Here is a 24,408-nt window from a genome sequence, read left to right as displayed (position 1 = left end):
CCGAGCCGGGCCAGGCTGAACCGTCCACCGGCCGCCCCGGCATCCATCCAGCCGCCCGGCCCGGCCAGCCGCCCGGCCCGGCCAGCCGCCCGGCCCGGCCAGCCGGCCGCCCACTGCCGTCCGGCGGCCGCACTCCCCGGCCGGCAGCCCCCACTCCCCAGCTGGCAGCCCCGCTGTCCGGCTGGCGGTCTTGGGGTCCGGCTGGCGGTCGCGCTGCCCGCCCGTCCATCCGGCGGCTCCGGCGGCGGGCGGCCGGTGATCCGTCCCGCCCTCCCGCCCTCACACCCGCCCACCCGCGCCCGCCCCTGCCCGTCCGCCAGTACAGAGCGTTACCAGCGGCGGGTGGTGGGGCCTCGGCGGCGGCGGGAGGTCCAGCAGCCCTGGTGCCAGTGGCGGCGGTCTTCTACCGAGCCGTAGTCGCCGGCGGGCCAGGCGACGATGTGCGGGGTGCCCGGGCGGATCTCGTGGTCGCAGCCTGGGCAGCGGTAGGTCTTGGTGGTGGAACTGCCGGAGACGGTGCGCACCAGCCACTCGCCGTCCGAGGCGCTTTCGGCGCGCGCCCAACCGTGCCCACCGATGGGTGAGGGCTCGTCGGGGCGTTGCGGGCGGTTACGACGTGGCACGAGAAGCGAGGGTATCCGGGCTCGCCCTGGGTGATCGCCTACGGTCCACTGGGTGAGCAAGTGGCAACGGGTCGTATTAACCCTGCTCCTGATGATCGAAGTGGCCGTGACCTTGGTGCCGGTGGTGCGCGGGCTGCTCTTCGAGCCGTCCCCGCCGGACATCGTCGCCGGTGACGAGGCGCGGCAGGTCCTGCACGAGGGGGACGTGCCGGTCGGCCAGCCGCGCTGGCTCCGACAGGGCGTGCTGCTGAGCACGACGATGTTGATGCTGGTCACGGCACTGTCGGCGTTGGCTCCGGTGTGGTTGCGGCCCAGCTCGCGGATGTGGGTGGCGACGTTCGCCGGCACCCACCTGGCCGCCGCCGGCCTGGGCTGGGTGCACGGCCTGCCGCTGTTGACCCTGCTCGCCGCGGTGTCAGCAGTTGGGGTGCCCTTGCTGGTGCTCGCACCGCCGCGCCAGGGACAATGAGCGACGTGCCAACCTACGAATTCCGTTGCAAGGCGTGCGGCTCGACCTTCGACGTGAAGCGCTCGATGGATGAGGCCTCCGCGCCCGCGCCGTGCCCGAACGGCCACGACGACACCGTGAAGCTGCTCTCCATGGCCGGTCTGGGCGGCAAGGCCAACGCGCCCGCCGGTGGCGCCGGTGGTGGGGGCGGGTGCTGCGGCGGCGGCTGCTGCAGCTAACCCGGTCAGACCAGTGGCCAGTGGCTAAGGGCCGGTGATTGCCGGCCGGTGGCTGGTGGGCGGTGGCTGAGGGCTGGTGGCCAGGGGGTAGTGGCCGGAGACCTGGGCGGGTTCGAGCCCAGGTTCGAGCCCAGGTCCGGGTCCAGGCTTGAGCCGAGGCCCGAGTGCGCGCTCGGGCGCGCGAGCACCGCGATCACCACCGCCGTCGCCGCACGCCAAGGTGCGGCCGGTCGAACGCGCGTCGAACCCGCTCGACCTTCGCCTCGCCTCGGCCGGTCCTGCGCCTGCTAACCGACCGAGCGAGCGAACCGCGCCCAGCGAGCCAGGCCGGCGAACCGGTGGTCACCCGAGCAAGCCGGACACCGGGGACAGGCACGCGGGGACAGGCAGGGACCACCGCAGCAAGCCGAACGCGGCTCAGACGGTCGGTTCCTTCTCCAGCAGCACCTCGGCCACCTTCTTGCCCTGATCGCAGATCGCGCCGAAACGAGCCGACCCGTCGATCACGATGATCCCGAGCCCGCCACCGGCGTAGTCCATCACCAGCACGCACGACGGCTGCACGGACGTGTCCGTCGTCCGGTCGAAGTAGGTCACCTTCCGGTCACCCAGGTCGAACTCGCCGTTGTTCTGCTCCAACGTGATCGACCGCCCCTCGCGGAACCGCAAGGTCACGCCCACGTCCAGCGAGCCGACCGACGTCTGCCACTTGCACGACTGGTCGAACTCGGAGTCGTAACCGGTCTCCGTCGGCTCGGCGCCCTTGTCCGGCACGTCGTAGGGCAGGTCCTTCCACCCGATCAACGCGCAGATGTCGCCGACGTCCCCGCTCGGCTCACCGGACGGGTCCGGGGACCCCGTCGGCGTGCGCGGAGCCGACGTGAACGGCGGGTCGACGTCGAGCAACTGCTCCGCCACCGGGGTGCCGTTGACCGTGTACGCGCAGGCGCTCGTCAGACCGAACGCCGCCACCAGGAGCGAGATCACCACACGCCGCATGGTGACCACGATGCCAAACGCCGAAACCCGACACGCCATCAGCCCGCACAAACGTGCCCCTCAGGACACGTAATCGCGGAAACCCTTGCCCGTCTTGCGCCCCAGCCGCCCGGCCTTCACCAGGTGCTCCAACAGCGGCGCGGGCGCGAACCCGGCCTCGCGGAACTCCAGGTACAGGCTCCGCTCGATGGCCAGCGACACGTCCAGCCCGACCACGTCCAGCAGCTCGAACGGCCCCATCGGCAACGAGCAGCCGACCTTCATCGCGTTGTCGATGTCGTCGGCCGTCGCGTAGTGCGCCTCCAGCATCTTCACCGCGTCGTTCAGGTACGGGAACAGCAGCGCGTTCACGATGAACCCGGCGCGGTCGCCGCAGTGCACCGGAACCTTGCCCAGGTCGAGGCACACCCGGCGCGCCGTGGCCACGACATCGGCCGACGTCGAGATCGTCTCCACGACCTCCACCAGCTTCATCACCTGCGCCGGGTTGAAGAAGTGCAGCCCGACCACGTCACCGGGACGCGCGGTCGCGGCGGCGCACTCGATCACCGGCAGCGAGGACGTCGTGGTCGCCAGCACCGCACCCGGCTTGCACACCTCGTCCAGCGCCTCGAACACCGCCTTCTTGATCGACAACTCCTCGGCCACCGCCTCGACCACCAGGTCGCAGTCGGCCAGGCCCGCGAAGTCGACGACCGGCGTCACGCGGGCCAGCGCGGCGTCCCGGTCCTCCGCCGACAACCTGCCCCGCGAGACCGCCTTCTCCAACGACTTGCGCACCTTGCCCACCGCCGCGTCGGCCTTCTCCTCCGAACGCGCCCGCAGCACCACGTCGTACCCGCGCTTGGCGAACACCTCGACGATCCCCGTGGCCATCGTCCCGGTGCCGATCACACCGACCCGCTGCACCTCGCGCGCGGGCTCGCCCTCCGCCGACGCGACCGGCGTGAGCACGTCCGGCACGACGACCGGCGAGTCCGGCCCGTCGTAGGTGTAGAAGCCGCGCCCGCTCTTGCGCCCCAGCAACCCCGCCGTGATCATCTGCTTCAGCAACGGCGCCGGCGCGTGCAGCCGGTTGCGCGACTGGTGGTACATCGTGTCCAGGATCTCGTACGCCGTGTCCAGCCCGATGAGGTCGAGCACGGCCAGCGGACCCATGGGGTAGCCGCACCCGTACCGCATGGCGGCGTCGAGGTCTTCCCTTGTCGCGTAACGGGACTCGTACATCCGCACCGCGTGGTTGAGGTAGCCGAACAGCAGCGCGTTGGCGATGAACCCGGCCCGGTCCCCGATGACGACCGGCGACTTGCCCAGCCCTTCGGCGAACGCGACCACGTCGGTCACCACGTCCGGCTCGGTGACGACCGTGCGGATCACCTCGACCAGCTTCAACACCGGCGCGGGGTTGAAGAAGTGCAGGCCGACGACCTTGCCCGGCCGTCCGGTGTGGACACCGATCTCGGTGATCGACAGCGACGAGGTGTTCGACGCGAACACCGTGTCCGGGCCGCAGATCCGGTCCAGCTCCTCGAACACGGCGGCCTTGAGCTCCATCCGCTCCGGCACCGCTTCGACCACCAGGTCGACACCGGCCAACGCGTCCAGCGACGTGGCGTAGGAGATGCGGGCCAACGTCGCGTCACGCTCGTCCGACGACAGCTTGCCGCCCGCCACCGCGCGGTCCGTCGAGTGGTCCAGGTGGCCGCGACCGCGAGCCAGGCCCGCCTCGTCCACGTCGACCGCCACCACGGTGATGCCGGTCCGCGCGAGGACTTCGGCGATGCCGGCGCCCATCGTGCCGAGACCGACGACACCGACCGTGTTGAACTGGCGCGTCACTGTTGACCTCCCACTCACCGGAGTGGCTACCGGACGGTAACTTGACCGCGACTATCCCACGGCCGTCACGCTTCGTGCGCGTGAGCTTCACCATCGGTATCGAGCAAGTAATCGGTCCAGGCGCGTCTCAACCGCTCATTCGTCGAACCCCCGCGCGGCCAGTTCCTCCACCCTCCGCACGGCCTCCGCCGCGTCGACGCCCGACGCCACCACCTCCACCCGCGCACCGCCCGGCGCGCCCAACCCCATCAACGCCAGCACGCTCTTGGCGTCCGCCGACTCCTCGCCGAACCGCACCACCACCGACGCGTCCAACGAGTCCAACGCCCGCACCACCAGCGCCGCCGGCCGCGCGTGCAACCCCACCGAGTTCGTCAGCTCCACGTCCGCCCGCACGACATCGCCCTCCGCCACCGACGCCGGCGTGACGGTCCCGGCGGTCGACGCCGCCGCGGCCACCTCCGCCAACCCGGCCCCGCCCTGCGCCCGCACGGCCGCCGCCACCGCACCCTCGACCAACGGCGCGTCCACCACGACGACGGACCCCTCCGCCTCCTCGGCGGCCATGTCCGCCACCATCTTCGCGCTGCCGAGGTCGAACAGGACCACGACCCCTGACCCGGAATCGGCCTGCGCGATGGCCTCCCCGACGGCCACGTAATCCGTGCCCAGGCCACCCGACCCGTCACCACCGGACGGCACGATCGCCACCGTCGGCGCCATCTGCCCGGCCAACTCGGCGACACCCGCGGCCAACTGCCGGCTGTGCGACACCACGACGAGCCCGATCACCGCGCCCTCCCCGCCAACGTCCGCAACACCAGCGCCGTCGACCGCGCGCCCGGGTCCAGGTGCCCCGCGCTGCGCTCACCCAGGTACGAGGCACGGCCCTTCCGCGCCACCATCGGCACCGTCGAGTCGGCGCCCAGCTCGGCCGCGTCGGCAGCCGCCGCCAGCACCTCCGCCACCCCGCCGCCGGTCGCCGCCACGGACTCCGCGGCCGCCACCGCGGGCGTCAGCGCGTCCACCATCGTCTTGTCGCCCACAGACGCCTTCCCCCGCGCCACCAGCCCCTCCAACGCCGCGTGCAACGCCGCCGCCACCGCCGCGCCGTCGATCGCGGCGACATCGCCCACCGACGTCGCCGCCCGCAGGAACGCCGTCCCGTACAACGGCCCCGCGGCCCCGCCCACCGTCGAGATCAACGTCGTGGCCGCCAACCGCAGCACCCCGCCGGGCGACGACGGCACCTCGTCCAGTTTGGACTCCAACGCCCGGAAACCCCGGGCCATGTTCTCGCCGTGGTCGCCGTCGCCGATCTCGCGGTCCAACCGGATCAGCTCCTCGCGGTGCTCGACCACCACCGCCGCCACCGCCCGCATCGCCTCCGCGACCGACTCCGCCGTGCAGTCCATCAGACGCCCCACCGCAGCGCCGGGGTGTGCACGGGCGCGTCCCACAACTCGATCATCTCGTCGTCCAGCTTCAACACCGTCAAGCTCATCCCCTGCATCTCCAGACTGGTGATGTACGGCCCGACCAACCGCCGTTCCACGACGATGCCCCGCTCCGCCAGCAGCCGCTCCGCGATCCCGTGCGCCAAGTACAACTCGATCAACGGCGTCCCGCCCATCGAGTTCGTGAACAGCAGGACCCGGTCGCCCTCGCCGAACGGGAGGTCCTCCAGCACCGGGTCGAGCAGGGCCTTCACCATCTCGTCCGCCGAGCCCACCGCGACCCGGCTGCGCCCCGGCTCGCCGTGGATCCCGATCCCCAGCTCCATCTCGTCGTCGGCCAACGTGAACGACGGCTCCCCCGCGTGCGGCACCGTGCAGGCCGTCAACGCCAACCCCATCGACCGCACCTGCCCGACGACCCGCCGCGCCAACGCCTCGCAGCCGTCCAGGTCGACCCCTCGTTCGGCCGCGGCCCCGACGATCTTCTCCAGCAGGACCGTCCCACCCACACCACGCCGCCCGGCCGTGTACAGCGAGTCCTTCACCGCGACGTCGTCGTCGATGACGACCGTCCGCACGTCCACGCCGTCAGCCGCCGCCAGCTCAGCGGCCGTCTCGAAGTTGAGCACGTCACCCGTGTAGTTCTTCACGATCAGCAACGCGCCCGCGCCGCCATCGGTCCGCGCCACGGCCGCCGCCACCTGATCGGGTGTGGGCGACGTGAACACCGGGCCGGGACAGGCCGCGTCGAGCATCCCCCGCCCGACGAACCCGCCGTGCAACGGCTCGTGCCCGGAACCCCCGCCCGAGATGACGGCCACCTTCCGCGACACCGGCGCGTCCGCCCTCAGCACCACCGCCGGGTCGTACTGGATCTCCAGCAGGTCGGCGTGCGCGAGCGCCATGCCGCGCAACGCGTCGACCACCACGGTCGCCGGATCGTTGATGACCTTCTTCACGGGTGGACCTCCCGATCGACGCTGATCACCCCATTACTACTCCACCGCGAGCGGCCCCGAAAGCGGAAGCTACGGTGAGGCAACCCTAAGAACAGCAGGTCAGTGACCTGGAGTAGTGGAGGAACCCCGGAGTGTCGAACACCAGGATCGCGGCGCTGCTAGCAGCCGCCCTCACCCTCGCCGCGTGCGGCCAGACCGAGACGCCCGCCGACAAACCCGCGGTGGCCCAGGGCGGTTCGGAGTTCGGCAAGGCGGGCGAGAAGAGCGCCGGCTTCGGCACCGACGCCCAGCCCGGCCAGTTCCCCCGCACGATCAAGCACGCCATGGGCGAGACCGTGATCGAGAAGCGCCCGGAACGCGTCGTCGTCCTCGACGGCGGCGAGCTGGACAACGTCGTCGCCCTGGGCATCAAGCCGGTCGGCGTCGCCTACCCGGACGGCGCGCCCACCATGCCCGGCTACATCGGCGACAAGGCGGGCAACCCGGAGAACGTCGGCGGCATCACCAGCCTCAACCTGGAGACGATCGCCAAGCTCCAGCCCGACCTCATCATCGGCTCCCAGCTGCGCGCCGAGCAGCAGTACCCGAAGCTCTCGGAAATCGCACCGACCGTCTTCGCCGCCCGGCCCGGCTACACGTGGAAGGAGAACTTCCGCCTGAACGCCGCCGCCCTCGACCGCTCCACCGAGGCCGAGAAGCTCATCGGCGACTACGAGGCCCACGCCAAGCGCGTCGGCGAGACCATCGAGTCCAAGGCGGGCAAGCGCCCGACGATCACCATGCTCCGCTTCATGCCGGGCAAGATCAGGCTCTACGCCAAGAAGAGCTTCATCGGCACGATCCTGATCGACGCGGGCCTGCCCCAACCCCCGGCCAGCCAGGTGGACGACCTGGCCGTCGAGGTCAGCACCGAGCAGATCGCCCAAGCGGACGCCGACTGGATCCTCATCGGCACCTACGGCGACCAAACCAAAACGGCCCAAAGCCAGGTCCTCGGCGGCCCGCTCTGGCAAACCCTGAACGCCGTCAAGTCCAACCACGCCAAGCCGGTCCACGACGAAACCTGGTTCCTGGGCCTGGGCGTCCTCGCCGCCGAAGAAGTCCTCACCGACCTCGAACAAACCCTCACACCCTGACCCCCACCGCACACAACGGCCCCGCAGCTCACCCACCGAGTCCACTTGCCCCAACAGACCCCACAACGGACCCGGAACCGCCGCACCCAGGCCCGATTTGACATGGGTTCGGGTGCCATAGGGGTGCCCGTAAGGGCCCCATGTCAAATCGAGCCGAACGAGACCACCACCGCCCCGCCCAACCCCACCGTCAGCGGCCGTACAGGACTCGGACCAACCGCACGACGTGCCGCAGAGTCCGCGACCCGCGGTCATACGTCATCGGGTTCAGCAGGGCGCCGAACCGCTTCCGAGTCACCGAGTGGGCGTAGGCGAACTCCCGCAGCCCGTCCTCCCCGTGAATCCGCCCGAACCCCGAATCCCCCACCCCGCCGAACGGCAACCCGGGCACGGACGCGTACGCCAACACCGAGTTGATCGACACCATCCCGCACCGCAGCCTGTCCGCCAACTCCTCCCCCCGGTTGCGCGAGAACACCGACGCGCCGAGCCCGTAGGCCAGCGAGTTGGCCCGCCGGACCGCCTCGTCCGCGTCGGCCACCCGCGTGACCACCAACGTCGGCCCGAACGTCTCCTCGGTCACCGCGGTCGAATCGTCGGGCACGTCCACCAGCACCACCGGCTCGACGTACGGCGGCCGGATCGACTCCAACCCGCCGACCACCGCCCTGCCGCCCCGCTCCAGCGCGTCGGCCACGTGCGACTGGATCACGTCGACCTGCTTGGGCATGGTGATCGGCCCGAAGTGCGCATCGGCCTCGCCACCCGGCCGCAGCTTCTTCGCCTTCTCCACCACCAACCCGATGAACTCGTCGTACACCGCGTCGGCCACGTAGACCCGCTCGACCCCGGCGCACGTCTGCCCGGAGTTGAAGATCCCGCCCCACACCGCGCCGTCCGCCGCCGCCCGGACGTCGGCGTCCTCGGCCACGATCAGCGGATCCTTGCCGCCGCACTCCACCAGCACCGGCGTCAACGACGCGGCACACGCCGCCATCACCTTCTTGCCCGTCGCCGTCGACCCGGTGAACGCCAGCTTGTCCACCCCGGAGGTGCACAACGCCGCGCCGGTCTCACCGAACCCGGTCACCACCTGCAGCACCGGGAACTCCGGCACCACCTCGCCGAACGTCGACGCCAGGAACACCCCGACCCCCGGCGTGAACTCCGACGGCTTGAACACCACCGCGTTCCCCGCCGCCAGCGCGTACGCGATCGACCCCATCGGCGTGAACGCCGGGTAGTTCCACGGCCCGATCACGCCGACCACGCCCAGCGGCCGGTACTCCAGCGTCGCCGCGTGGTTGTACATCAACATCCCGGGCGAGACCTTGCGCTTGCCCAACACCCTGGGCGCGTGCTTCGCCGCCCAGTGCAGGTGGTCGATCACCAGCGCCAGCTCGGCCCGCGCGTCGTCGGCCGACTTGCCGGTCTCGGCGCTGATCAGCACCTGGAACTCGTCCAACCGCTTGAGCAGCACCTTGCGCCAGGCGTCGAGCCGCGCCCGCCTGCCCTCGAAGCCCAACCCCGCCCAGAACACCGAGGCGTCCCGAGCCACCCGCACGGCCTCCCGGACCTCCTCCGCCGACTTCACCACGTGGTGGTCGACGACCTCACCCGTGCGGGGGTCGAGCGAGGCGAACCTCCGCTGCCCGTCGTCGGCCCGCGCCGGAGTGGTGGGAACGGTCTGCGTCATCGGACCCTCCTAGCACAAGCACGAACACGGGGGTTACTCGACAGTAACGGGTAACGGGGGGTGATGTCAGCCCCCGTTCAGCCCTTCGGGATCTTGCCGAGGACGGACTTGGCGAACGCCACGGCGGCCGCGCACCGGTCGAACTCGGTCGCCTTCGGCGCGCCCGACTTGACCTGGACGATCTCGCCCTCGTTGTCCGAGCCGGCCAGCTGCACCCACTTGACCTCGCACGACGGGAACGCCGTGCTGTTGGACACCTGGTAGCCGACCACGCCGCCACCCAGGTCGACCTCGGTCTGCTTGTCGTCGAACGAGCGGTCCTTCGGGATGTAGGTCTCGCGGAACGCCAGCGACAGCTCGCGGTCGTCGCCGACCCAGGCGCAGTTGTGCAGCCCGTACGGGTACACACGGTAATCAGGGCCCGCCGCCGCGTCGACCGCCGCCTTGTCCGCCAGGGCGCACGGGTCGAGCGTGATCAGCGAGCCCTTGGCGGGCGTCCGGGTCGCCGAGCGCTCCTTGATCTGCTCGACCACCGCCTCGGCCATCTCACGCCCCGGCGCGCACGCGTCGCCGTCCTCGTACCCGATCTGCACCGTGAGGCCCAGCCCGGGCTCCTCCTGCGTGATCACCGAGACGAAGCACGCGCTGTTCTCCAGCACCTGCTCGTAGCTGCGCAGGCCGGCGAGCTGCTTGTCGGCCTTCTTCAGCTCGCTGGTCATGGTCTGGCCGACCTCGACCGTGACGGCCAGGTCCTTGCCGCCCTTGTCCTTCATGAAGTTCGAGCACCGGCTGAACCCGCTGCGCGACCGGTCGCCGGGCGTGCCGAACCGCTTCAGCACGTCCTCGTCGAGCAGCTCGCACGGGTCGATCAGCCGCAGCTTGTCCGGCGCGAACGCCGGGTCGACCGGCTGGCCGTTCGCGGGCGGCGGCGACTTCTGACTCGACCCGCCCGGGTCGGAGACGTTCTCGGCGTCGGCCGGGATCGTGGTGCGCGGGAACTTCTGCTTGGCCAGATCCGCCCCGGCACAGCCGGCCAGCAGCAGGATCAAGCTCAACACGGCGACGAGACGGGGCACGAGGTGCACGGTAGCGACCGAGTGCTCCATTCGTGGCACGAACCCTGTGTCCGTCCTCACGACAGTCATCGGGAACGATTCAGAAGATCGACGCGCTGAACCTGGTGGACCCGATGAACCGAACCGAGAGGACCACCGCATGCGCACCCGAATCCGACCCGGCATCCGCCGCGCCGTCCGCTGGCTCGACACCTGGACGGTCGAGGCGTTCAACCCGGTCTACCCGAAGCGCTGACCGGGGCTTCACCCCTCCGTCCCCGGCGGCTGCCCGGACGGCAGGTCGGACGCGTCGGGCCGGTCGGGCACCACGACCGGCCGCCACGTCGCCCAGGCGGCGAACACCGCCGCCAGCACGACCATGCCGACGCCCGTCCACAGGTTGATGTTGAGCCCGTCCGCCTTGGCCAGGTCGGCCTCCTCGGTGAAGCCGAGTCCGACCACCAGCAGCACGACGCCGTAGACGGCGAACAGCACCGCGATCACCAGTCGCAGGTCGAACAGACCGGCCTTGTGCGCCACGACGACCTCCCTCAGCCGAAGATGATGTTGAGCACGGCGGTCAGCACCAGCACGCCGATGCCCAGCAGCAGCGGCGACCGGTACCACCCGGCGTCCTCACCCGTGGTGGAGTGCTTGCGGTCCGCCTTGGGCGTCAGGCTGTAGACCAGCCCGACCAGCCGCTCCTCCGGCACCGGCCGGGTGAACGTGGTCACGACCACGCTGACCACGATGTCGACCACGAACGCCACGCCCGCGCCGAGGAAGCTCGCGCCCTGCCCCGGCAGGTCCAGCACGCCGGTCTCGGCGAGCACGAACACCGCCACCGCGCCGAGCGTGCCCGCGACCAGGCCCGCCCACCCCGCCGCCGCCGACATCCGCTTCCAGAACATCGCCAGGATGAACGTGGCGAACAGCGGCGCGTTGAAGAACGAGAACAGCGCCTGGATGTAGTCCATGATGTTGCCGTAGCCGGCCGCGAGGAACGCGGTGCCGATGGCGACCACCGTGCCGCCGATCGTGGCCAGCCGCCCGATCCGCAGGTAGTACTCGTCCGGGCGGTCCTTGCGCACGTAGTCCTGCCACAGGTCGTACGTGAACACCGTGTTGAACGACGACACGTTCGCCGCGACACCCGCCATGAACGACGCCAGCAGACCCGTGATCGCGATGCCCAGCATGCCGTTGGGCAGCAGCTCGCCGATCAACGCGGGCAGCGCGTTGTTGTAGACGACGCCGCCGCCCTCCTCGCCGGCCTTGAGCGCGGCCATCTCCGGCACCACCAGCGCGGCGATGATGCCCGGGATGATAATCACGAACGGGATCAGCATCTTCGGGTACGCGCCGATGATCGGCGTGCGCCGCGCGGCCGACATGCTCTTCGCCGACAACGCCCGCTGCACCTCGGCGAAGTTCGTCGTCCAGTACCCGAACGACAGCACGAAGCCGAGGCCGAACACGATGCCGATCACGCTGAGCACCGGGTTCTGGATGCCGGTCAGCTCGGTCGCGGGCCACGCCGAGAGCTGCTCGGCGCCGCCCGGACCGCCGGTGACCTTCTCGACCAGCCCGTCCCACCCGCCGACCTTGTGCAGGCCGACGATCGTCAGCGGCAGCAGCGCGGCCACGATCACGAAGAACTGCAGCACCTCGTTGTAGATGGCCGCCGACAGGCCGCCCAGCGCCGTGTACGTCAGCACGATCGCCGCGGCGATGACCACCGACAGCGGGATCGGCCAGCCGAGCATCAGGTTCAGCAGGAACGCCAGGGCGTACAGGTTCACGCCCGCGATCAGCACCTGCGCGACGGCGAAGCTGATCGCGTTGACCAGGTGCGCGCCCTTGCCGAAGCGTCGGCGCAGGAACTCCGGGACGCTGCGCACCTTCGAGCCGTAGTAGAACGGCATCATCACCAGGCCGAGGAACACCATGGCCGGGATCGCGCCGATCCAGTAGTAGTGCACCGTCGCCATGCCGTACTGCGCGCCGTTGGCCGCCATGCCGAGCAGCTCGATCGCGCCGAGGTTGGCTGAGATGAACGCCAGACCCGTCACCCACGCGGGCAGCGAGCGGCCGGAGAGCAGGAAGTCGAGGCTGGAGGAGACGGATCTGCGGGCCAGGAAGCCGATGCCGAGGACGAACACGAAGTAGACCGCCAGCAAGGTGTAGTCCAACGGACCGGCATCCAGCCTGAGGTCCACCTGGGCCAGTACGGGCACCTCCGCCCACCTCCCCTGATCCGAACAACCCCGAACACAATCCCGCGCCACCACGCGTGACCAGGCACTACCGCACAGCCGATCAAGCCGACGGTAGTGCACCTCGACGCGCTCCGCCGGTTTGAACTACCCAGGGCTAAACCTCAGGTGGGCAACGCGGCCGCGTCAGCGGGTGAGGACGAACGGCGTCTCGGCGTAGACGGGGCCGGAGGTGGCGCCGATGGTGAACGGCGTGCCGGGGGCGGAACTGCCGAACGCGTCGGGCACGCGCACCGGCACCTCGACGAACCGGCCGATCGCGTCCGCGGTGGTGTCGCCGACCCGGTGACCGTGGAAGGTGAACACCACTCGACCGTGTGCCGGGTAACCCTGGCCGCTGAGCAGGACTTCACCACCCGCGTGGCCGGAGAGGGGGTGCGCCGCGAGGTGCGCGGCGGAAGAAGGTGCGGCGGTCGAGCTCATCACCGCGAAATCGGGCGGCGACAACGCGGGCGTCTGCGACGCGCAGCCCGCCGCCGGCAGGGCCAGGAGAACCGACAGGACCAGGGGTGAGCCGGATCTTCGTCTTCGCGATCTTCGCACCACGCGCCTCCAAGCCCGTTGAGGGGGGAAGTCAGCCTATATCGCGAAAACCGGCCTGCCACGCGCCCGAACGGCTTACCGCCGACCCCGGGAACCGCCGCTGGAACACCGCGCCTCTGGGCCGCTCGACGTGAACCGACGATGCGATTCACCGCCGGGTGATCGACGCGCGACCAGAACCCGGCGACCGGAACCGGGCGACCAGAACCCGGCGATCAGGACCCGGCGACCGGAACCGGGCGATCAGAACAGGCGGAACTCGTCGGACTCGATGCCGCGCAGCGCGTCGTAGTCCAGCACGACGCAGCGGATGCCGCGGTCCTCGGCGAGGGTCCGCGCCTGCGGCTTGATCTGCTGCGCGGCGAACACGCCCCGCACCGGCGCCAGCAGCGGGTCGCGGTTGAGCAGTTCCAGGTAGCGGGTCAGCTGTTCGACGCCGTCGATCTCGCCGCGGCGCTTGATCTCCACCGCCACGGAGGCGCCGGACGCGTCGCGGCACATCAGGTCCACCGGCCCGATCGGGGTCGGGAACTCGCGCCGCACCAGGGTCCAGCCGTCGCCGAGGGTGGTGACGTGCTCGGCCAGCAGCTTCTGCAGGTCCGCTTCGACGCCGTCCTTGACCAGGCCGGGCTCCGGGCCGAGCTCGTGCTTGGAGTCGTGCAGCACCTCGGCCAGGGTGATGATCAGCTTCTCGCCCGCCTTGTTCTGCACGACCCACATGTCCGGGTCCTCGATCAGCCAGCACGGCGGGCTCATCCAGTTCAGCGGCTTGTACGCGCGGTCGTCGGAGTGGATCGACACCGAGCCGTCCGCCTTGATCAGCAGCAGCCTCTGCGCCATCGGCAGATGGGCGGTGAGACGTCCGACGTAGTCGACCTGGCAGCGAGCGATGACGAGGCGCACGGCCGACAGGCTACGGGGTGCGGACCCCGGCGCACCGGCAGGGACCGTCGGCCGACGTGTCACCGCGGCGGCCGCTCCCGCGCGCCGGGACCGTCGCCCCTGATCACCGGCGAGAGCGCGCACACGCCGCCGCGCCGCGTTCCGGCCGCACGGGGTGCCGCCCGGCGAGGTGGTCGGCGTCCGGTCGGCCACGCGGCTGGTGGTGTACTTCGGGTAGGGGCGGCGTCGGTCGGTAGTGGCCCGGTCGCGCCGCGGCCCGGAGCATTCGGCACAGGGAGAGTGATCGTGGAGACCCTCGGATCGCGTGAGGTGTACGCGAACCAGTGGATGGTGGTCCGGGAGGACGCCATCGGGCGGGCGGACGGGACCACCGGCATCTTCGGCGTGGTGGACAAGCCCGACTTCGCGCTGGTGATCCCCCTGGACGGCGAGCGGCTGCGGCTGGTCGAGCAGTTCCGCTACCCCATCGGCATGCGGCGCTGGGAGTTCCCGCAGGGCACCGCGCCCGAACGCGCCGTCGAGGACCCATTGGTGCTGGCCGAGCGCGAGTTGCGGGAGGAGACGGGCCTGCGGGCGGGCAAGCTGGTGCAGCTCGGCATGCTGGACGTCGCGCCGGGCATGTCCAGCCAGCGCGGCCGGGTGTTCCTGGCCACCGACCTGCGCGAGGGCTTCCACGAGCGCGAGCACGAGGAGCAGGACATGCGCTCGGCGTGGTTCCCGCGCGCGGAGTTCGAGGCGATGATCGCGCGGGGCGACATCACCGACGCCCAGTCGATCGCCGCCTACACCCTGCTCCTGCTCCACGAGCACGCGCAGCCGTGACCGCCGTGATCGCGGAGCTGACCTCCGCCGAGGTGCTGGCGTGCGCGGAGGCGTTGGCCGACGTGCTGGCCGACGCGGTCGAGGGCGGCGCGTCCGTCGGCTTCGTCAAGCCGCTGTCGCGCGTGCAGGCGCTCAAGTGGTGGCGGGCCAAGGCCGCGCCGGTCGCGAACGGCGTGCTGGCGCTGTGGGTCGCGCGGGACGGCGAACGCGTGCTCGGCACCGTCCAGCTGCGGTTCGCCGACACGACCAACGGCGCGCACCGCGCCGAGGTGGCCAAGCTGATCGTGCGCCGCGACGCCCGCGGCGCCGGGCTGGGCCGGGCGCTGCTGGACGTGGCCGAGCAGGAGGCCGCGAAGCGCGGCGCGACCCTGCTCGTGCTGGACACGCAGACGGGGTCGGCCGCCGAGCGGCTCTACCGGCGGGCCGGCTGGACGGAGGCGGGCGTCATCCCCGACTACGCCGCCGACCCCGACGGCGTGCCGCGGCCGACGACGTTGTTCTACAAGCGGGTGGGCTGACCGGTCACCTCCCGCGGCGGCGGCGCGTCGAGCAGGTAGAGACCACGCACCGCCTGGAGGTTCCCGTGCCCACCGCGCACGTCGTCGTCACCGTCCTCGCGATCCTGGCCAACGCCGGCATCGCCGTCGCCGACCTGCTGAAGGCCGAGTTCGTCCTGGCGAACTCGGCCGAGGTCGACGTGCCGCCGTCCTGGCTGCCCGTGCTGGGCGTGCTGAAGGGCGCGGGCGCGGTGGGTCTGCTGCTCGGCTTGGTCGGCGTGCCCGTCGTCGGAGTGGCGGCGGCGGTCGGGCTGACGGCGTTCTTCGTGGGCGCGGTCGTCGCCCACGTGCGGGCCGGGGTGTGGCACAACATCGCCTTCCCCGGCGCGTTCCTCGCCCTCGCCGCCGCTTCCCTGGTGCTCGGCCTCGCGCGTTAGTCGGTCCACACCGGCGGGCGCTTCTCCAGGAACGACGCCATGCCCTCCTTGGCCGCCGGGGTCTGCGACGCCGCCGCCATCACCTCCACCGCGATGCCGTAGGCGTCGGCCTCCGGCCGGTCGAGCTGGGCGTAGATCGTCTGCTTGCCCAACGCCTTGGCGGCCCGGCTGCCGCGGGTGGCCCGGCGCATCAGCTCGTCCACGGCGTCGTCCAGCTCGGCGAGCGGCACGACGCGGTTCACCAGGCCCCACTGCTCGGCGGTGCGCGCGTCCACCGTGTCACCGGTCAGCGCCATCTCCATCAGCCGCTTGCGCCCGATCGCGCGGGCCACCGGCACCGCCGGGGTGTGGCAGAACCAGCCGCCCTTGCCGCCGGGCAGGGCGAACCCGGCCTCCTCGGCGGCCACCGCCAGGTCGCACGACGCCATCAGCTGGCAGCCCGCCGCGGTGGCCAGGCCGTGCACCCGCGCGATCACGACCTGCGGCACGGACTCGATCGTGCGCATCAGGTCCGTGCACAGCGTCAGCAGCTCGCGCACGCCCTCCAGGTCGCGGGACGACACGTCGGCGAAGTCGTGCCCGGCGGAGAACACCGGCCCCTCGCCCGCGAGCACCACGCCCACCGCGTCCGACGCGGCGACTTCGCGGAACGCGGTCAGCAGCTCCGCCAGGTGCTCGGCGGACAGCGAGTTGCGCCGGGCGGCGCGGTCCATGGTGATCCGCACGACGTCATCCGTGTGGTCGACGCGGATGTGCTGGTATTCGGCCATGTTCCGACGGTAACCGGCCGGGCGACCGCGCGCCGGTGGACGTCCGCGGCAACCGCGCGTGCAACCGCTTGCCGGTGGGCTTCCGTCCCGGTGGCATGAGACTTCGCCCGTTAGTCGTGGTCCTCGGCCTGGTGGTCGCCGGTTGCGCCGGCGGTGGGGAACCGGCCGCGCCACCCGTGTCGATCGGGTCCGACCTGCCCGCCGCCGCTCCCGCCGGGCCAGGGGTGGACTTCCCCGTGACCGCCGTCCCCCGGCCGATCGTGCTGACCGGCCCGCAACGGGAGACGGTGGAGAGAGCCGAGGGGGAGAAGGTGAAGGCGGAGGAACTCGGCTTCGCCGGCGAGTTCCGGTTCACCGGCGTCGCGCCGCCGTCGCCCGGTTCGGCGCCCGTGGTGCTGCCCGACGGCCCGGCGACGCTCCCGCTGATCGGCGTGGCCGACGCGGTGGCCGCGATGTCCGCGGAAGGGCGCGGTGGCGTGCCGCTGGACCTCGTGAGCGTCGAGCTCGGCACGGCGTCGTTCCACACCGACCGGGGTCCGGTGCAGTTGCCCGCGTGGCGGTTCCGCAGCGTGTTCGGGAGCGTGTTCGCGTGGCCCGCGATCACCCCCGAGGCGTTCTGGAAGCCGGGCGGGGTCCCGCACTCGAACCGGTCCGCCACCACGTCGGACGGGGTGGAGCTGTCGGTGGAGCTGGGCGCGCCGTTCGAACCCTGCCCCGGTGGCAAGCCCGTCTTCAAGGAGCCGGTGGCGGTCGAGAGCGAGACGTCCGTGCGGATCACCGTGCGGATCACCGGCGGGCCGCTCGGCGACTGCCTGCACCGCCTGCTCCCCCGGTCGCAGTCCTACCCCGTGAAGCTGGCGGCGCCGCTGGGCTCGCGGCTGTTGCTCGACGAGGACAACGGCGTGATCCCCGTGGTGACGCGCTGACCGGGTCGGCGCCGTTCGGCCACGGGGCGCGCGTCGATCCGACCCCGGTCAGGCGACCGGGTCGCCGTCCCCGGAGGCGCGGCCGGGCAGCACCGCGGCCCGGACCACCGTCACGATCTCGTCCATGATCTGGGTCAGCTCGTAGTCCTTGGGCGTGAACACCCGGGCCACACCGCGTGCGCGCAACTCGTCGGCGTCGTCGGGCGGGACGATCCCCCCGACGACGACCGGCACGTCACCCGCGCCCGCCGCGCGCAGGCCGTCGACCACCGCGGGGACGACCTCGAGGTGCGAGCCGGACAGGATCGACAGGCCGACCACGTGCACGTCCTCCTGGACGGCGGCGGCCACGATCTGCGCGGGCGTGAGCCGGATGCCCTGGTAGACCACCTCGAAGCCGACGTCGCGGGCGCGCACGGCGACCTGCTCGGCGCCGTTGGAGTGCCCGTCGAGACCGGGCTTGCCGACCAGGATCCGCAGCCGCTCACCCAGCTCCTCGCCGGTCGCCCGCACGCGTTCGCGCACCCGCGCGATCTCCGCGCCCGCCTCACCGGACGCCGACGCCGCCGAGACCCCGGTCGGCGCGCGGTACTCGCCGAACGTCTCGCGCAACGCCTGCGACCACTCACCCGTCGTCACGCCGGCCTTCGCGCACGCGATCGTGACCTCGACCAGGTTCCGGTCGGTCTTCGCCGCCGCCCGCAGGTCATCCAAAGTGGACTTCACCAGCGCGTCGTCCCGAGAGGACCGCCACGCCCGGATCGCCTCGACCGCGTGCTGCTCGACGATCGGGTCGATCTGCTCGATCGCGTTCGCGCCCTCGGCCTGCAACGGCGACGGCTCGGTGGTGGCGAACTTGTTCACGCCCACCACGACGTCCTCGCCGGACTCCACCCGCCGCCGCCGGTCGGCCAACGACGACACCAGCGCCGACTTCATGTAGCCGGACTCGACCGCCGCGACCGCGCCGCCCATCGCCTGCACGCGGTCGATCTCGGCCCGCGCGCCCTCGACGAGCTCGTCCACCTTGGCCCCGACGACGTGCGAGCCCTCGAAGATGTCCTGGTACTCCAGCAGGTCCGTCTCGTAGGCCAGCACCTGCTGCATCCGCAGCGCCCACTGCTGGTCCCACGGCCGGGGCAGGCCGAGCGCCTCGTTCCACGCGGGCAGCTGGATCGCGCGGGCCCGCGCGTCCCGCGACAGCGTCACGGCCAGCATCTCCAGCACGATCCGCTGCACGTTGTTCTCCGGCTGCGCCTCGGTCAGCCCGAGCGAGTTCACCTGCACCCCGTACCGGAACCGGCGGTGCTTGGGGTCCGCGATGCCGTACCGGTCGCGGGTGATCTCGTCCCAGAGCCGGACGAACGCCCGCATCTTGCACATCTCCTCGACGAACCGCACGCCGGCGTTGACGAAGAAGGACATGCGGGCGACGACCTCGCCGCGCCGTTCCTCGGGCACCTGGCCGGAGTCGAACACCGAGTCCAGCACCGCGATCGCGGTGGACAGCGAGTACGCGATCTCCTGCACGGGCGTCGCGCCCGCTTCTTGGAGGTGGTAGGAGCAGATGTTGATCGGGTTCCACTTCGGCACGTTCGACACGGTCCACGCGACCATGTCGGTGATCAGCCGCAGGCTCGGCCCGGGCGGGAACACGTACGTGCCGCGGGACAGGTACTCCTTGATGATGTCGTTCTGCGTGGTGCCCGCGAGGGTGGCGCGGTCCGCGCCGTGCTCCTCGGCCACGCTCACGTACAGCGCGAGCAGCCACATGGCCGTCGCGTTGATGGTCATGGACGTGTTCGCCTCGCCCATCGGGATGCCGTCGAACAGCTGCCGCATGTCGCCGATGTGGCTGACGGGCACGCCGACCTTGCCGACCTCGCCCTTGGCCAGCTCGTCGTCCGGGTCGTAGCCGGTCTGCGTGGGCAGGTCGAACGCCACGGACAGGCCCGTCTGGCCCTTGGCGAGGTTGCGGCGGTACAGCGCGTTGGAGGCGGTGGCGCTGGAGTGGCCCGCGTACGTCCGCATCACCCAGGGGCGGTCGCGCTCTCGGTCGGCCGGGTACGGCACGGCAACCTCCTGTGTTCGATGGCCGCGGCTTGCGCCGGTGGAACGTTCGCGACCTCGCGTTCCCCGTAGCGTACTGACGAGTAACACGACCCGCGCGTGCCGTTGCTCACTGAATCGTGACTGCGGGAGGATGGGCGGCGTGACCGCGCTCACCACCTTCCTGCTGCTGGTGATCGTGTTCGGGCTGCTCGCCCTCGTGCTGTTCTGGGCGTTCGGCATCGACCGACGGGCCGTGCCCGACTACACCGGCGACGACTTCGGCCTGCTGACCGAGGTGTCCGCCGTGCCCACCCCCGAAGCCGCGGCCGTCCTCGCCGGACGCCTGCGCGCCGCCCGCATCAAGGTGACCGTCGTGCGCCGGGGCGACCTGCACCGGCTGCTGGTCTTCCCGGCCGACGTGCCCGACGCCAAGCTCCTGCTGCGGGGCAACGGCTAACCGCCTCGGCCGTGGCCGTCCCCGCGCCGGTGATCGGCCAAGCGCTTGCGCGCCGCGCGCGTCGAGGTGACAGTGGTGCGGCGGACGGCGCCGGACGAGGTGCCCTCCGCCGACACGCCCCACGCCGACTTCCTCCCGCGGAGCAGCACATGACCATCGGACTGTCCCGGATCGCCGCCGACGACGAGGACATCTCGATCGACGAGCTGCGGCTCGCCGCGCGCAACCACGGGATGCCGCTGGAGGCGCTGCGCTACGACGAGACGCCGGCCGGCCTGCACTACCTGCTGATCCACTACGACATCCCGGACGTCACCGGGTGGTCGCTGGACGTGCTCGGCCGCACGTGGACGCTGGAGGAGCTGCGCGCGCTGCCCGCCGTGACCGAGCAGGTGACGCTGGAGTGCGCGGGCAACGGCCGGGCCAAGCTGCACCCGAGGCCGGTGAGCCAGCCGTGGCTGGACGAGGCGGTCGGCTGCGCGACGTGGACCGGCACGCCGCTGGCGCCGCTGCTGGCCGACCTGCCGCCGGACGCCGTGGACGTGGTGTTCACCGGCCTGGACCACGGGCTGGACCGGGGCGTCGAGCAGGACTACGAGCGCGCGCTGCCGGTGGCCGAGGCGTTGCGGCCGGACGTGCTGCTGGCCTACGAGATGAACGGCCAACCGCTGCTGCCGCAGCACGGCGCGCCGCTGCGACTGGTCGTGCCCGGCTGGTACGGCATGGCGCACGTGAAGTGGCTGCGCTCGATCACCGCGCTGAACCGGCCGTTCGACGGGTTCCAGCAGGCCGTCGCCTACCGGATCACGCACGAGGCCGACGACGAGGGCACGCCGGTGACCCGGATCCTGCCCAAGGCCCTGATGGTCCCGCCCGGCTTCCCCGACTTCATGACCCGCCGGCGGTTCGTCGACGCGGGCCGCGTGCTGCTCACCGGTCGCGCGTGGAGCGGACACGCGCCCGTGGCGAAGGTCGAGGTCGAGCTGGACGGCGCGTGGGTGCAGGCCGACCTCGGCCCCGCCGGCGACCGGTACGCGTGGCGGCGCTGGGAGTGCGCGTGGGACGCGACGCCCGGCGAGCACGTGCTGCGGGTGCGGGCGACCGACGCGGACGGCCGCACCCAGCCCGTGGACCAGCCGTGGAACCGGCAGGGCATGGCCAACAACACCGCCCAGCGGGTGCCGGTCACCGTGCGGCCCTGAGCCGGCAGGCGCCGCCGCGCTCCGGGGTCGGGCGGGTCGGAGTCGGGCGTGTCGGGCCCGCGGGTCAGTAGTCGTAGCAGCGGCTGCGGTCCGGCGTCAGGAACTTCATCCGGTCCCGGGTGTTCGGGCCGTAGATGCCGTCCGCGGCGGTGCCGATGTAGCGCTGCACCGCCTTCAGCGCGGCCTCGGAACGCGGCCCGAAGCTGCCGTCCGCATCGAGGTCGCCGACCTTCTCGTCCGAGTACGGCCAGGCCAGGTTCAGGCTCGCGTAGCACCGGTTCATGGTCAGCTGGAACCGGCCCACGACCGTCGCGTTCGCCGCGTAGTCGCGGCCGATGTGGCACGAGGTGCTGCTGATGCTCACCGGCACCACGATCGTGTGGCCCGACCGCACGACCTCCGAGGTCGAGGTGCAGCGGGGCAGGGTCGCGGCCGACGCCGGCGCGGCGAGCCCGATCACCGCCGTGCCCACCGCCAGGGCGACCAGTCCGATCGCCCTGCTCCGCAGACCCCTGCCACCCGTCGACCGCCTCATGCGCTTCCCCCCGAGATCACCGGCATCACGATGCCCCGACTCTAGGGAAGTCGCTGCTCACGCGGTGTCCGGCGAACTCCCGACACCGGGGTGCGGGGTCAGGCGACGACACGCGGACAGCCCTCCTGACCCGGTTGGTCAGGAGGGCTGTCCGGTGCGCGTCGCCCAGCTCAGTAGGCGTAGCAGTAGCGGTTGCGGTCGTCGATGAACCTCATCCGATCACGGGTGTTGGGCCCGTAGGACCCGTCGACCGTGGCGCCGATGGACCTCTGCACCGCCTTCAACGCGGCCTGGGTGCGCGGGCCGAAGCTGCCGTCGGCGTCGAGGTCGCGGATGAACTCGTCCTCGTACGGCGACGCCAGCCGGAGACCGCCGTAGCACTTGATCATCGTGGCCTGGAACAGCGTCACGATCTTGTAGTTCGCCACCAGGCCGCTGCCGATCAGGCACGTCTGGCTGTTCGCGCTGCTCGCCGGAACCATGATGCTGATGTTGCTGCCGACGTAGCGCGGCACCATCTTCACGCACAGGTCGGTCGCCGCGGACGCCGATCCCCCCGACACGGCCATCCCGGTGACGGCCATGAGCACGGCTGCCACACCCACGCCGAACCGGCGCAAGCCTGAACCTTCCCTCATGCTGATCCCCCTCGAACTCAGTAGCCGTAGCAGTAGACGCGATCCGGCGTCGTGAACTTCATCCGATCGCGGGTGTTCGGGCCGTAGATGCCGTCCGCGGCGGTGCCGATGTAGCGCTGCACGGCCTTCAACGCGGCCTCGGTGCGAGGCCCGAAGCTGCCGTCGGCGAAGAGGTCGCCCACCTTCTCGTCCGAGTAGGGCGACGCCAGGTTCAACGTCGGGTAGCACCGGCGCATCGTGAACTGGAACCGGGACACGAGCGTCGCGTTCGCCGCGTAGTCGCGGCCGATCTGGCACGAGGTGCTGCCCTTGGCCGTCGGCACGGCGATCGTGTGACCCGACCGCACCATCTCCGTCATCGTGGTGCACCGAGGCGGCTCCGCGGCCGACGCCGGTGCGGAGAACGCGATGGCCGCCGCTCCCACCGTCAAGGCGACCAGGCCGAGCGCCCTCCCGCGCCGGCCCGACCCGCCGAAGAATCCTCTCACGTGCCTTCCCCCTGAAGTCGGCCAACGCGCACTGACTCTAGGGAGGTCGCTGCTCACGCAGTATCCGGCGAACACCCGACACCGGGTGCGGGTCAGGCGTTGACGCGCTCCACGGTCGCGCCGAGCTTGCGCAGGTTCTCCACGAAGCCCGGGTAGCCGCGCTCGATGTGGAAGATCTCGTACACCTCGGTCGCGCCGTCCGCGCACAGCCCGGCCAGCACCAGCCCCGCGCCCGCGCGGATGTCCGAGGCCCACACCGGCGCGCTCGACAGCCGCTCGACACCCCGCACCACCGCGTGGTGGCCGTCGGTGCGCGCGTCCGCACCCAGCCGCACCATCTCCTCGATGAACCGGAACCGCGCCTCGAACAGGTTCTCGGTGATCATCGACGTGCCGTCGGACACGCTCGACAGCGCGATCGCGAACGGCTGCAGGTCGGTGGCGAAACCGGGGTACGGCAACGTCACGAAGTCCACCGACCGCGGCCGGTCGGTCTGCACCACGCGGAAGCCGTCGTCGAGCGTGGTCACGTCCGCACCCGCCATCCGCAGCTTCTCCAGCACCAGGTCGAGGTGGTGCGGGTCCACGCCGCGCACGGTGATGTCACCGCGGGTCATGACGGCCGCGAACGCCCAGGTGGCGCCGACGATCCGGTCGCCGATCACCCGGTGCTCGGTCGGCTGGAGCGACTCCACCCCGTGCACGGTGAGCGTGGACGTGCCCGCGCCCTCGATCTTCGCGCCCATCTGCTGGAGCATCACGCAGATGTCCACGATCTCCGGCTCGCGGGCGGCGTTGTCGATGACCGTGGTGCCGTTGGCCAGCACCGCCGCCATCAGGATGTTCTCCGTCGCGCCGACGCTGGGGAAGTCGAGCCAGATCTGCGCGCCGTGCAGGCCCTCGGCCTCGGCGATCACGCAGCCGTGCTCGATCTCGCTGTGCGCGCCGAGCTTGCGCAGGCCGCTCTGGTGCATGTCCAGCGGCCGGTTGCCGATCGCGTCGCCACCCGGCAGCGCGACGACGGCCCGCTTGCACCGGCCCACCAGGGGACCGAGCACGCACACGGACGCGCGCAGCTTGCCCATCGCCTCGGAGTCGGCGCGGTGGTTGAGCTCCTTCGGGGTGGTGATCGTGACGACCCGGCCGTCGATCGCCACCTCGCAGCCGAGGCTGCGCAGGACGTCCGCCATCAGCGGCACGTCCAGGATCTCCGGGCAGTTGGTGATGGTGGTGGTGCCCTCGGCCAGCAGTGCCGCCGCCATCAGCTTGAGCACGCTGTTCTTCGCGCCTACGACGGCGACCTCGCCGACGAGCCGCCCACCGCCCTGAACCCGGAAGTGCTCACTCACGTAACGGACTCCTTGCTCGTTGTGCCGCAATCCTACGTACGGTCTGAATCGTGCCCGTCCGT

Annotated in this window: 27 protein-coding genes; 9 read left to right on the top strand and 18 right to left on the bottom strand. The window is 71.4% G+C overall.

Going from position 1 to position 24,408, the window contains the following annotated elements:
* Positions 1-329: 329 nt before the first annotated feature.
* Positions 330-623, bottom strand: coding sequence for an Rv1322 family protein (locus tag AB0I91_RS14250; protein ID WP_498775045.1), 294 nt, complete (start codon positions 621-623; stop codon positions 330-332).
* A gap of 91 nt (positions 624-714) precedes the next feature.
* Between AB0I91_RS14250 and AB0I91_RS14245 the strand changes: the two genes are divergently transcribed.
* A complete protein-coding gene (locus AB0I91_RS14245; protein ID WP_499637080.1) occupies positions 715-1,092 on the top strand; it encodes a hypothetical protein in 378 nt (125 codons plus the stop codon).
* A 5-nt stretch (positions 1,093-1,097) separates the two neighbouring features.
* Positions 1,098-1,310 carry an FmdB family zinc ribbon protein gene (locus AB0I91_RS14240; protein ID WP_498775049.1) on the top strand — a complete coding sequence of 71 codons (213 nt, stop codon included), beginning with the start codon at positions 1,098-1,100 and terminating at the stop codon, positions 1,308-1,310.
* 417 nt (positions 1,311-1,727) lie between these two features.
* Here AB0I91_RS14240 and AB0I91_RS14235 read toward each other — a convergent pair whose 3' ends face one another.
* The 5 genes from AB0I91_RS14235 to dhaK form a co-directional block, all read right to left on the bottom strand.
* Positions 1,728-2,309: a DUF3558 family protein gene (locus AB0I91_RS14235; RefSeq protein WP_498775051.1), complete on the bottom strand. Its 582-nt coding sequence runs from the start codon at positions 2,307-2,309 to the stop codon at positions 1,728-1,730.
* A 60-nt stretch (positions 2,310-2,369) separates the two neighbouring features.
* Positions 2,370-4,148, bottom strand: a complete 1,779-nt coding sequence (locus AB0I91_RS14230; protein WP_499607169.1) for a 3-hydroxyacyl-CoA dehydrogenase family protein — start codon at positions 4,146-4,148, stop codon at positions 2,370-2,372.
* A 135-nt stretch (positions 4,149-4,283) separates the two neighbouring features.
* On the bottom strand, positions 4,284-4,940 hold the full coding sequence (gene dhaM / locus AB0I91_RS14225) for a dihydroxyacetone kinase phosphoryl donor subunit DhaM (RefSeq protein WP_498775055.1): 657 nt from the start codon (positions 4,938-4,940) through the stop codon (positions 4,284-4,286).
* The gene (gene dhaL / locus AB0I91_RS14220; RefSeq protein WP_499637078.1) at positions 4,937-5,563 is read right to left on the bottom strand and encodes a dihydroxyacetone kinase subunit DhaL; all 627 of its coding nucleotides are present in this window, start codon (positions 5,561-5,563) and stop codon (positions 4,937-4,939) included. The genes dhaM and dhaL overlap by 4 nt, the downstream gene beginning before the upstream one ends.
* Positions 5,563-6,564 carry a dihydroxyacetone kinase subunit DhaK gene (gene dhaK, locus AB0I91_RS14215; RefSeq protein WP_498775059.1) on the bottom strand — a complete coding sequence of 334 codons (1,002 nt, stop codon included), beginning with the start codon at positions 6,562-6,564 and terminating at the stop codon, positions 5,563-5,565. Before dhaK ends, dhaL begins: the two co-directional genes overlap by 1 nt.
* A 131-nt stretch (positions 6,565-6,695) precedes the next feature.
* Here dhaK and AB0I91_RS14210 point away from each other — a divergent pair, with 131 nt between their 5' ends.
* On the top strand, positions 6,696-7,700 hold the full coding sequence (locus tag AB0I91_RS14210; protein ID WP_499637076.1) for an ABC transporter substrate-binding protein: 1,005 nt from the start codon (positions 6,696-6,698) through the stop codon (positions 7,698-7,700).
* Positions 7,701-7,890: 190 nt separating this feature from the next.
* Here AB0I91_RS14210 and AB0I91_RS14205 read toward each other — a convergent pair whose 3' ends face one another.
* The 6 genes from AB0I91_RS14205 to nucS all read right to left on the bottom strand — a co-directional run bounded on the left by AB0I91_RS14205 (position 7,891) and on the right by nucS (position 14,173).
* Entirely contained in the window at positions 7,891-9,396 is a 1,506-nt protein-coding gene (locus AB0I91_RS14205; protein WP_499637074.1) for an aldehyde dehydrogenase family protein, read from the bottom strand.
* A gap of 77 nt (positions 9,397-9,473) precedes the next feature.
* Positions 9,474-10,472: a DUF3558 domain-containing protein gene (locus AB0I91_RS14200; protein WP_498775065.1), complete on the bottom strand. Its 999-nt coding sequence runs from the start codon at positions 10,470-10,472 to the stop codon at positions 9,474-9,476.
* Between the two features lie 243 nt (positions 10,473-10,715).
* The gene (locus tag AB0I91_RS14195) at positions 10,716-10,991 is read right to left on the bottom strand and encodes a hypothetical protein (protein ID WP_498775067.1); all 276 of its coding nucleotides are present in this window, start codon (positions 10,989-10,991) and stop codon (positions 10,716-10,718) included.
* A gap of 11 nt (positions 10,992-11,002) precedes the next feature.
* Positions 11,003-12,688 carry a sodium:solute symporter family protein gene (locus AB0I91_RS14190; protein ID WP_498775069.1) on the bottom strand — a complete coding sequence of 562 codons (1,686 nt, stop codon included), beginning with the start codon at positions 12,686-12,688 and terminating at the stop codon, positions 11,003-11,005.
* Between the two features lie 165 nt (positions 12,689-12,853).
* Positions 12,854-13,270 carry a hypothetical protein gene (locus tag AB0I91_RS14185; RefSeq protein WP_498775071.1) on the bottom strand — a complete coding sequence of 139 codons (417 nt, stop codon included), beginning with the start codon at positions 13,268-13,270 and terminating at the stop codon, positions 12,854-12,856.
* A 243-nt stretch (positions 13,271-13,513) separates the two neighbouring features.
* Entirely contained in the window at positions 13,514-14,173 is a 660-nt protein-coding gene (nucS, locus tag AB0I91_RS14180; RefSeq protein ID WP_230572499.1) for an endonuclease NucS, read from the bottom strand.
* 285 nt (positions 14,174-14,458) lie between these two features.
* On the opposite strand from nucS, the gene AB0I91_RS14175 reads away from it, so the two are divergent.
* The 3 genes from AB0I91_RS14175 to AB0I91_RS14165 all read left to right on the top strand — a co-directional run bounded on the left by AB0I91_RS14175 (position 14,459) and on the right by AB0I91_RS14165 (position 15,929).
* The gene (locus AB0I91_RS14175) at positions 14,459-14,995 is read left to right on the top strand and encodes an NUDIX domain-containing protein (protein WP_498775092.1); all 537 of its coding nucleotides are present in this window, start codon (positions 14,459-14,461) and stop codon (positions 14,993-14,995) included.
* Positions 14,992-15,513, top strand: coding sequence for a GNAT family N-acetyltransferase (locus tag AB0I91_RS14170; RefSeq protein WP_499637072.1), 522 nt, complete (start codon positions 14,992-14,994; stop codon positions 15,511-15,513). The genes AB0I91_RS14175 and AB0I91_RS14170 overlap by 4 nt, the downstream gene beginning before the upstream one ends.
* A 65-nt stretch (positions 15,514-15,578) precedes the next feature.
* Entirely contained in the window at positions 15,579-15,929 is a 351-nt protein-coding gene (locus AB0I91_RS14165; protein WP_498775096.1) for a DoxX family protein, read from the top strand.
* Here AB0I91_RS14165 and AB0I91_RS14160 read toward each other — a convergent pair.
* On the bottom strand, positions 15,926-16,699 hold the full coding sequence (locus tag AB0I91_RS14160) for an enoyl-CoA hydratase-related protein (RefSeq protein WP_499637070.1): 774 nt from the start codon (positions 16,697-16,699) through the stop codon (positions 15,926-15,928). The two genes, AB0I91_RS14165 and AB0I91_RS14160, sit on opposite strands and share 4 nt — an antisense overlap.
* Before the next feature lie 116 nt (positions 16,700-16,815).
* On the opposite strand from AB0I91_RS14160, the gene AB0I91_RS14155 reads away from it, so the two are divergent.
* Positions 16,816-17,625 (top strand): hypothetical protein, encoded by an 810-nt coding sequence (locus tag AB0I91_RS14155; RefSeq protein ID WP_498775100.1) that lies wholly within the window; start codon positions 16,816-16,818, stop codon positions 17,623-17,625.
* Positions 17,626-17,673: 48 nt separating this feature from the next.
* On the opposite strand, the gene AB0I91_RS14150 is transcribed toward AB0I91_RS14155, so the two are convergent.
* Positions 17,674-19,698: a protein meaA gene (locus AB0I91_RS14150; RefSeq protein ID WP_498775102.1), complete on the bottom strand. Its 2,025-nt coding sequence runs from the start codon at positions 19,696-19,698 to the stop codon at positions 17,674-17,676.
* A gap of 130 nt (positions 19,699-19,828) precedes the next feature.
* On the opposite strand from AB0I91_RS14150, the gene AB0I91_RS14145 reads away from it, so the two are divergent.
* The gene (locus AB0I91_RS14145; RefSeq protein WP_498775104.1) at positions 19,829-20,134 is read left to right on the top strand and encodes a hypothetical protein; all 306 of its coding nucleotides are present in this window, start codon (positions 19,829-19,831) and stop codon (positions 20,132-20,134) included.
* Between the two features lie 149 nt (positions 20,135-20,283).
* The gene (locus AB0I91_RS14140) at positions 20,284-21,336 is read left to right on the top strand and encodes a sulfite oxidase (protein ID WP_499637069.1); all 1,053 of its coding nucleotides are present in this window, start codon (positions 20,284-20,286) and stop codon (positions 21,334-21,336) included.
* A gap of 64 nt (positions 21,337-21,400) precedes the next feature.
* On the opposite strand, the gene AB0I91_RS14135 is transcribed toward AB0I91_RS14140, so the two are convergent.
* The 4 genes from AB0I91_RS14135 to murA form a co-directional block, all read right to left on the bottom strand.
* Positions 21,401-21,871: a peptidoglycan-binding domain-containing protein gene (locus AB0I91_RS14135; RefSeq protein ID WP_499637067.1), complete on the bottom strand. Its 471-nt coding sequence runs from the start codon at positions 21,869-21,871 to the stop codon at positions 21,401-21,403.
* Positions 21,872-22,041: 170 nt separating this feature from the next.
* Positions 22,042-22,509 carry a peptidoglycan-binding domain-containing protein gene (locus AB0I91_RS14130; RefSeq protein WP_498775110.1) on the bottom strand — a complete coding sequence of 156 codons (468 nt, stop codon included), beginning with the start codon at positions 22,507-22,509 and terminating at the stop codon, positions 22,042-22,044.
* A 17-nt stretch (positions 22,510-22,526) separates the two neighbouring features.
* Positions 22,527-22,997 carry a peptidoglycan-binding domain-containing protein gene (locus AB0I91_RS14125; protein WP_499637065.1) on the bottom strand — a complete coding sequence of 157 codons (471 nt, stop codon included), beginning with the start codon at positions 22,995-22,997 and terminating at the stop codon, positions 22,527-22,529.
* A 92-nt stretch (positions 22,998-23,089) separates the two neighbouring features.
* Positions 23,090-24,346: a UDP-N-acetylglucosamine 1-carboxyvinyltransferase gene (gene murA / locus AB0I91_RS14120; protein ID WP_498775114.1), complete on the bottom strand. Its 1,257-nt coding sequence runs from the start codon at positions 24,344-24,346 to the stop codon at positions 23,090-23,092.
* Positions 24,347-24,408: the final 62 nt, after the last annotated feature.

Source organism: Actinosynnema sp. NPDC049800 (assembly GCF_040656635.1).
In the GTDB taxonomy this organism is placed as follows: domain Bacteria; phylum Actinomycetota; class Actinomycetes; order Mycobacteriales; family Pseudonocardiaceae; genus Actinosynnema.
Note: the sequence above shows the minus strand (reverse complement) of the source record. Positions and strands in the feature narration are given on the sequence as shown.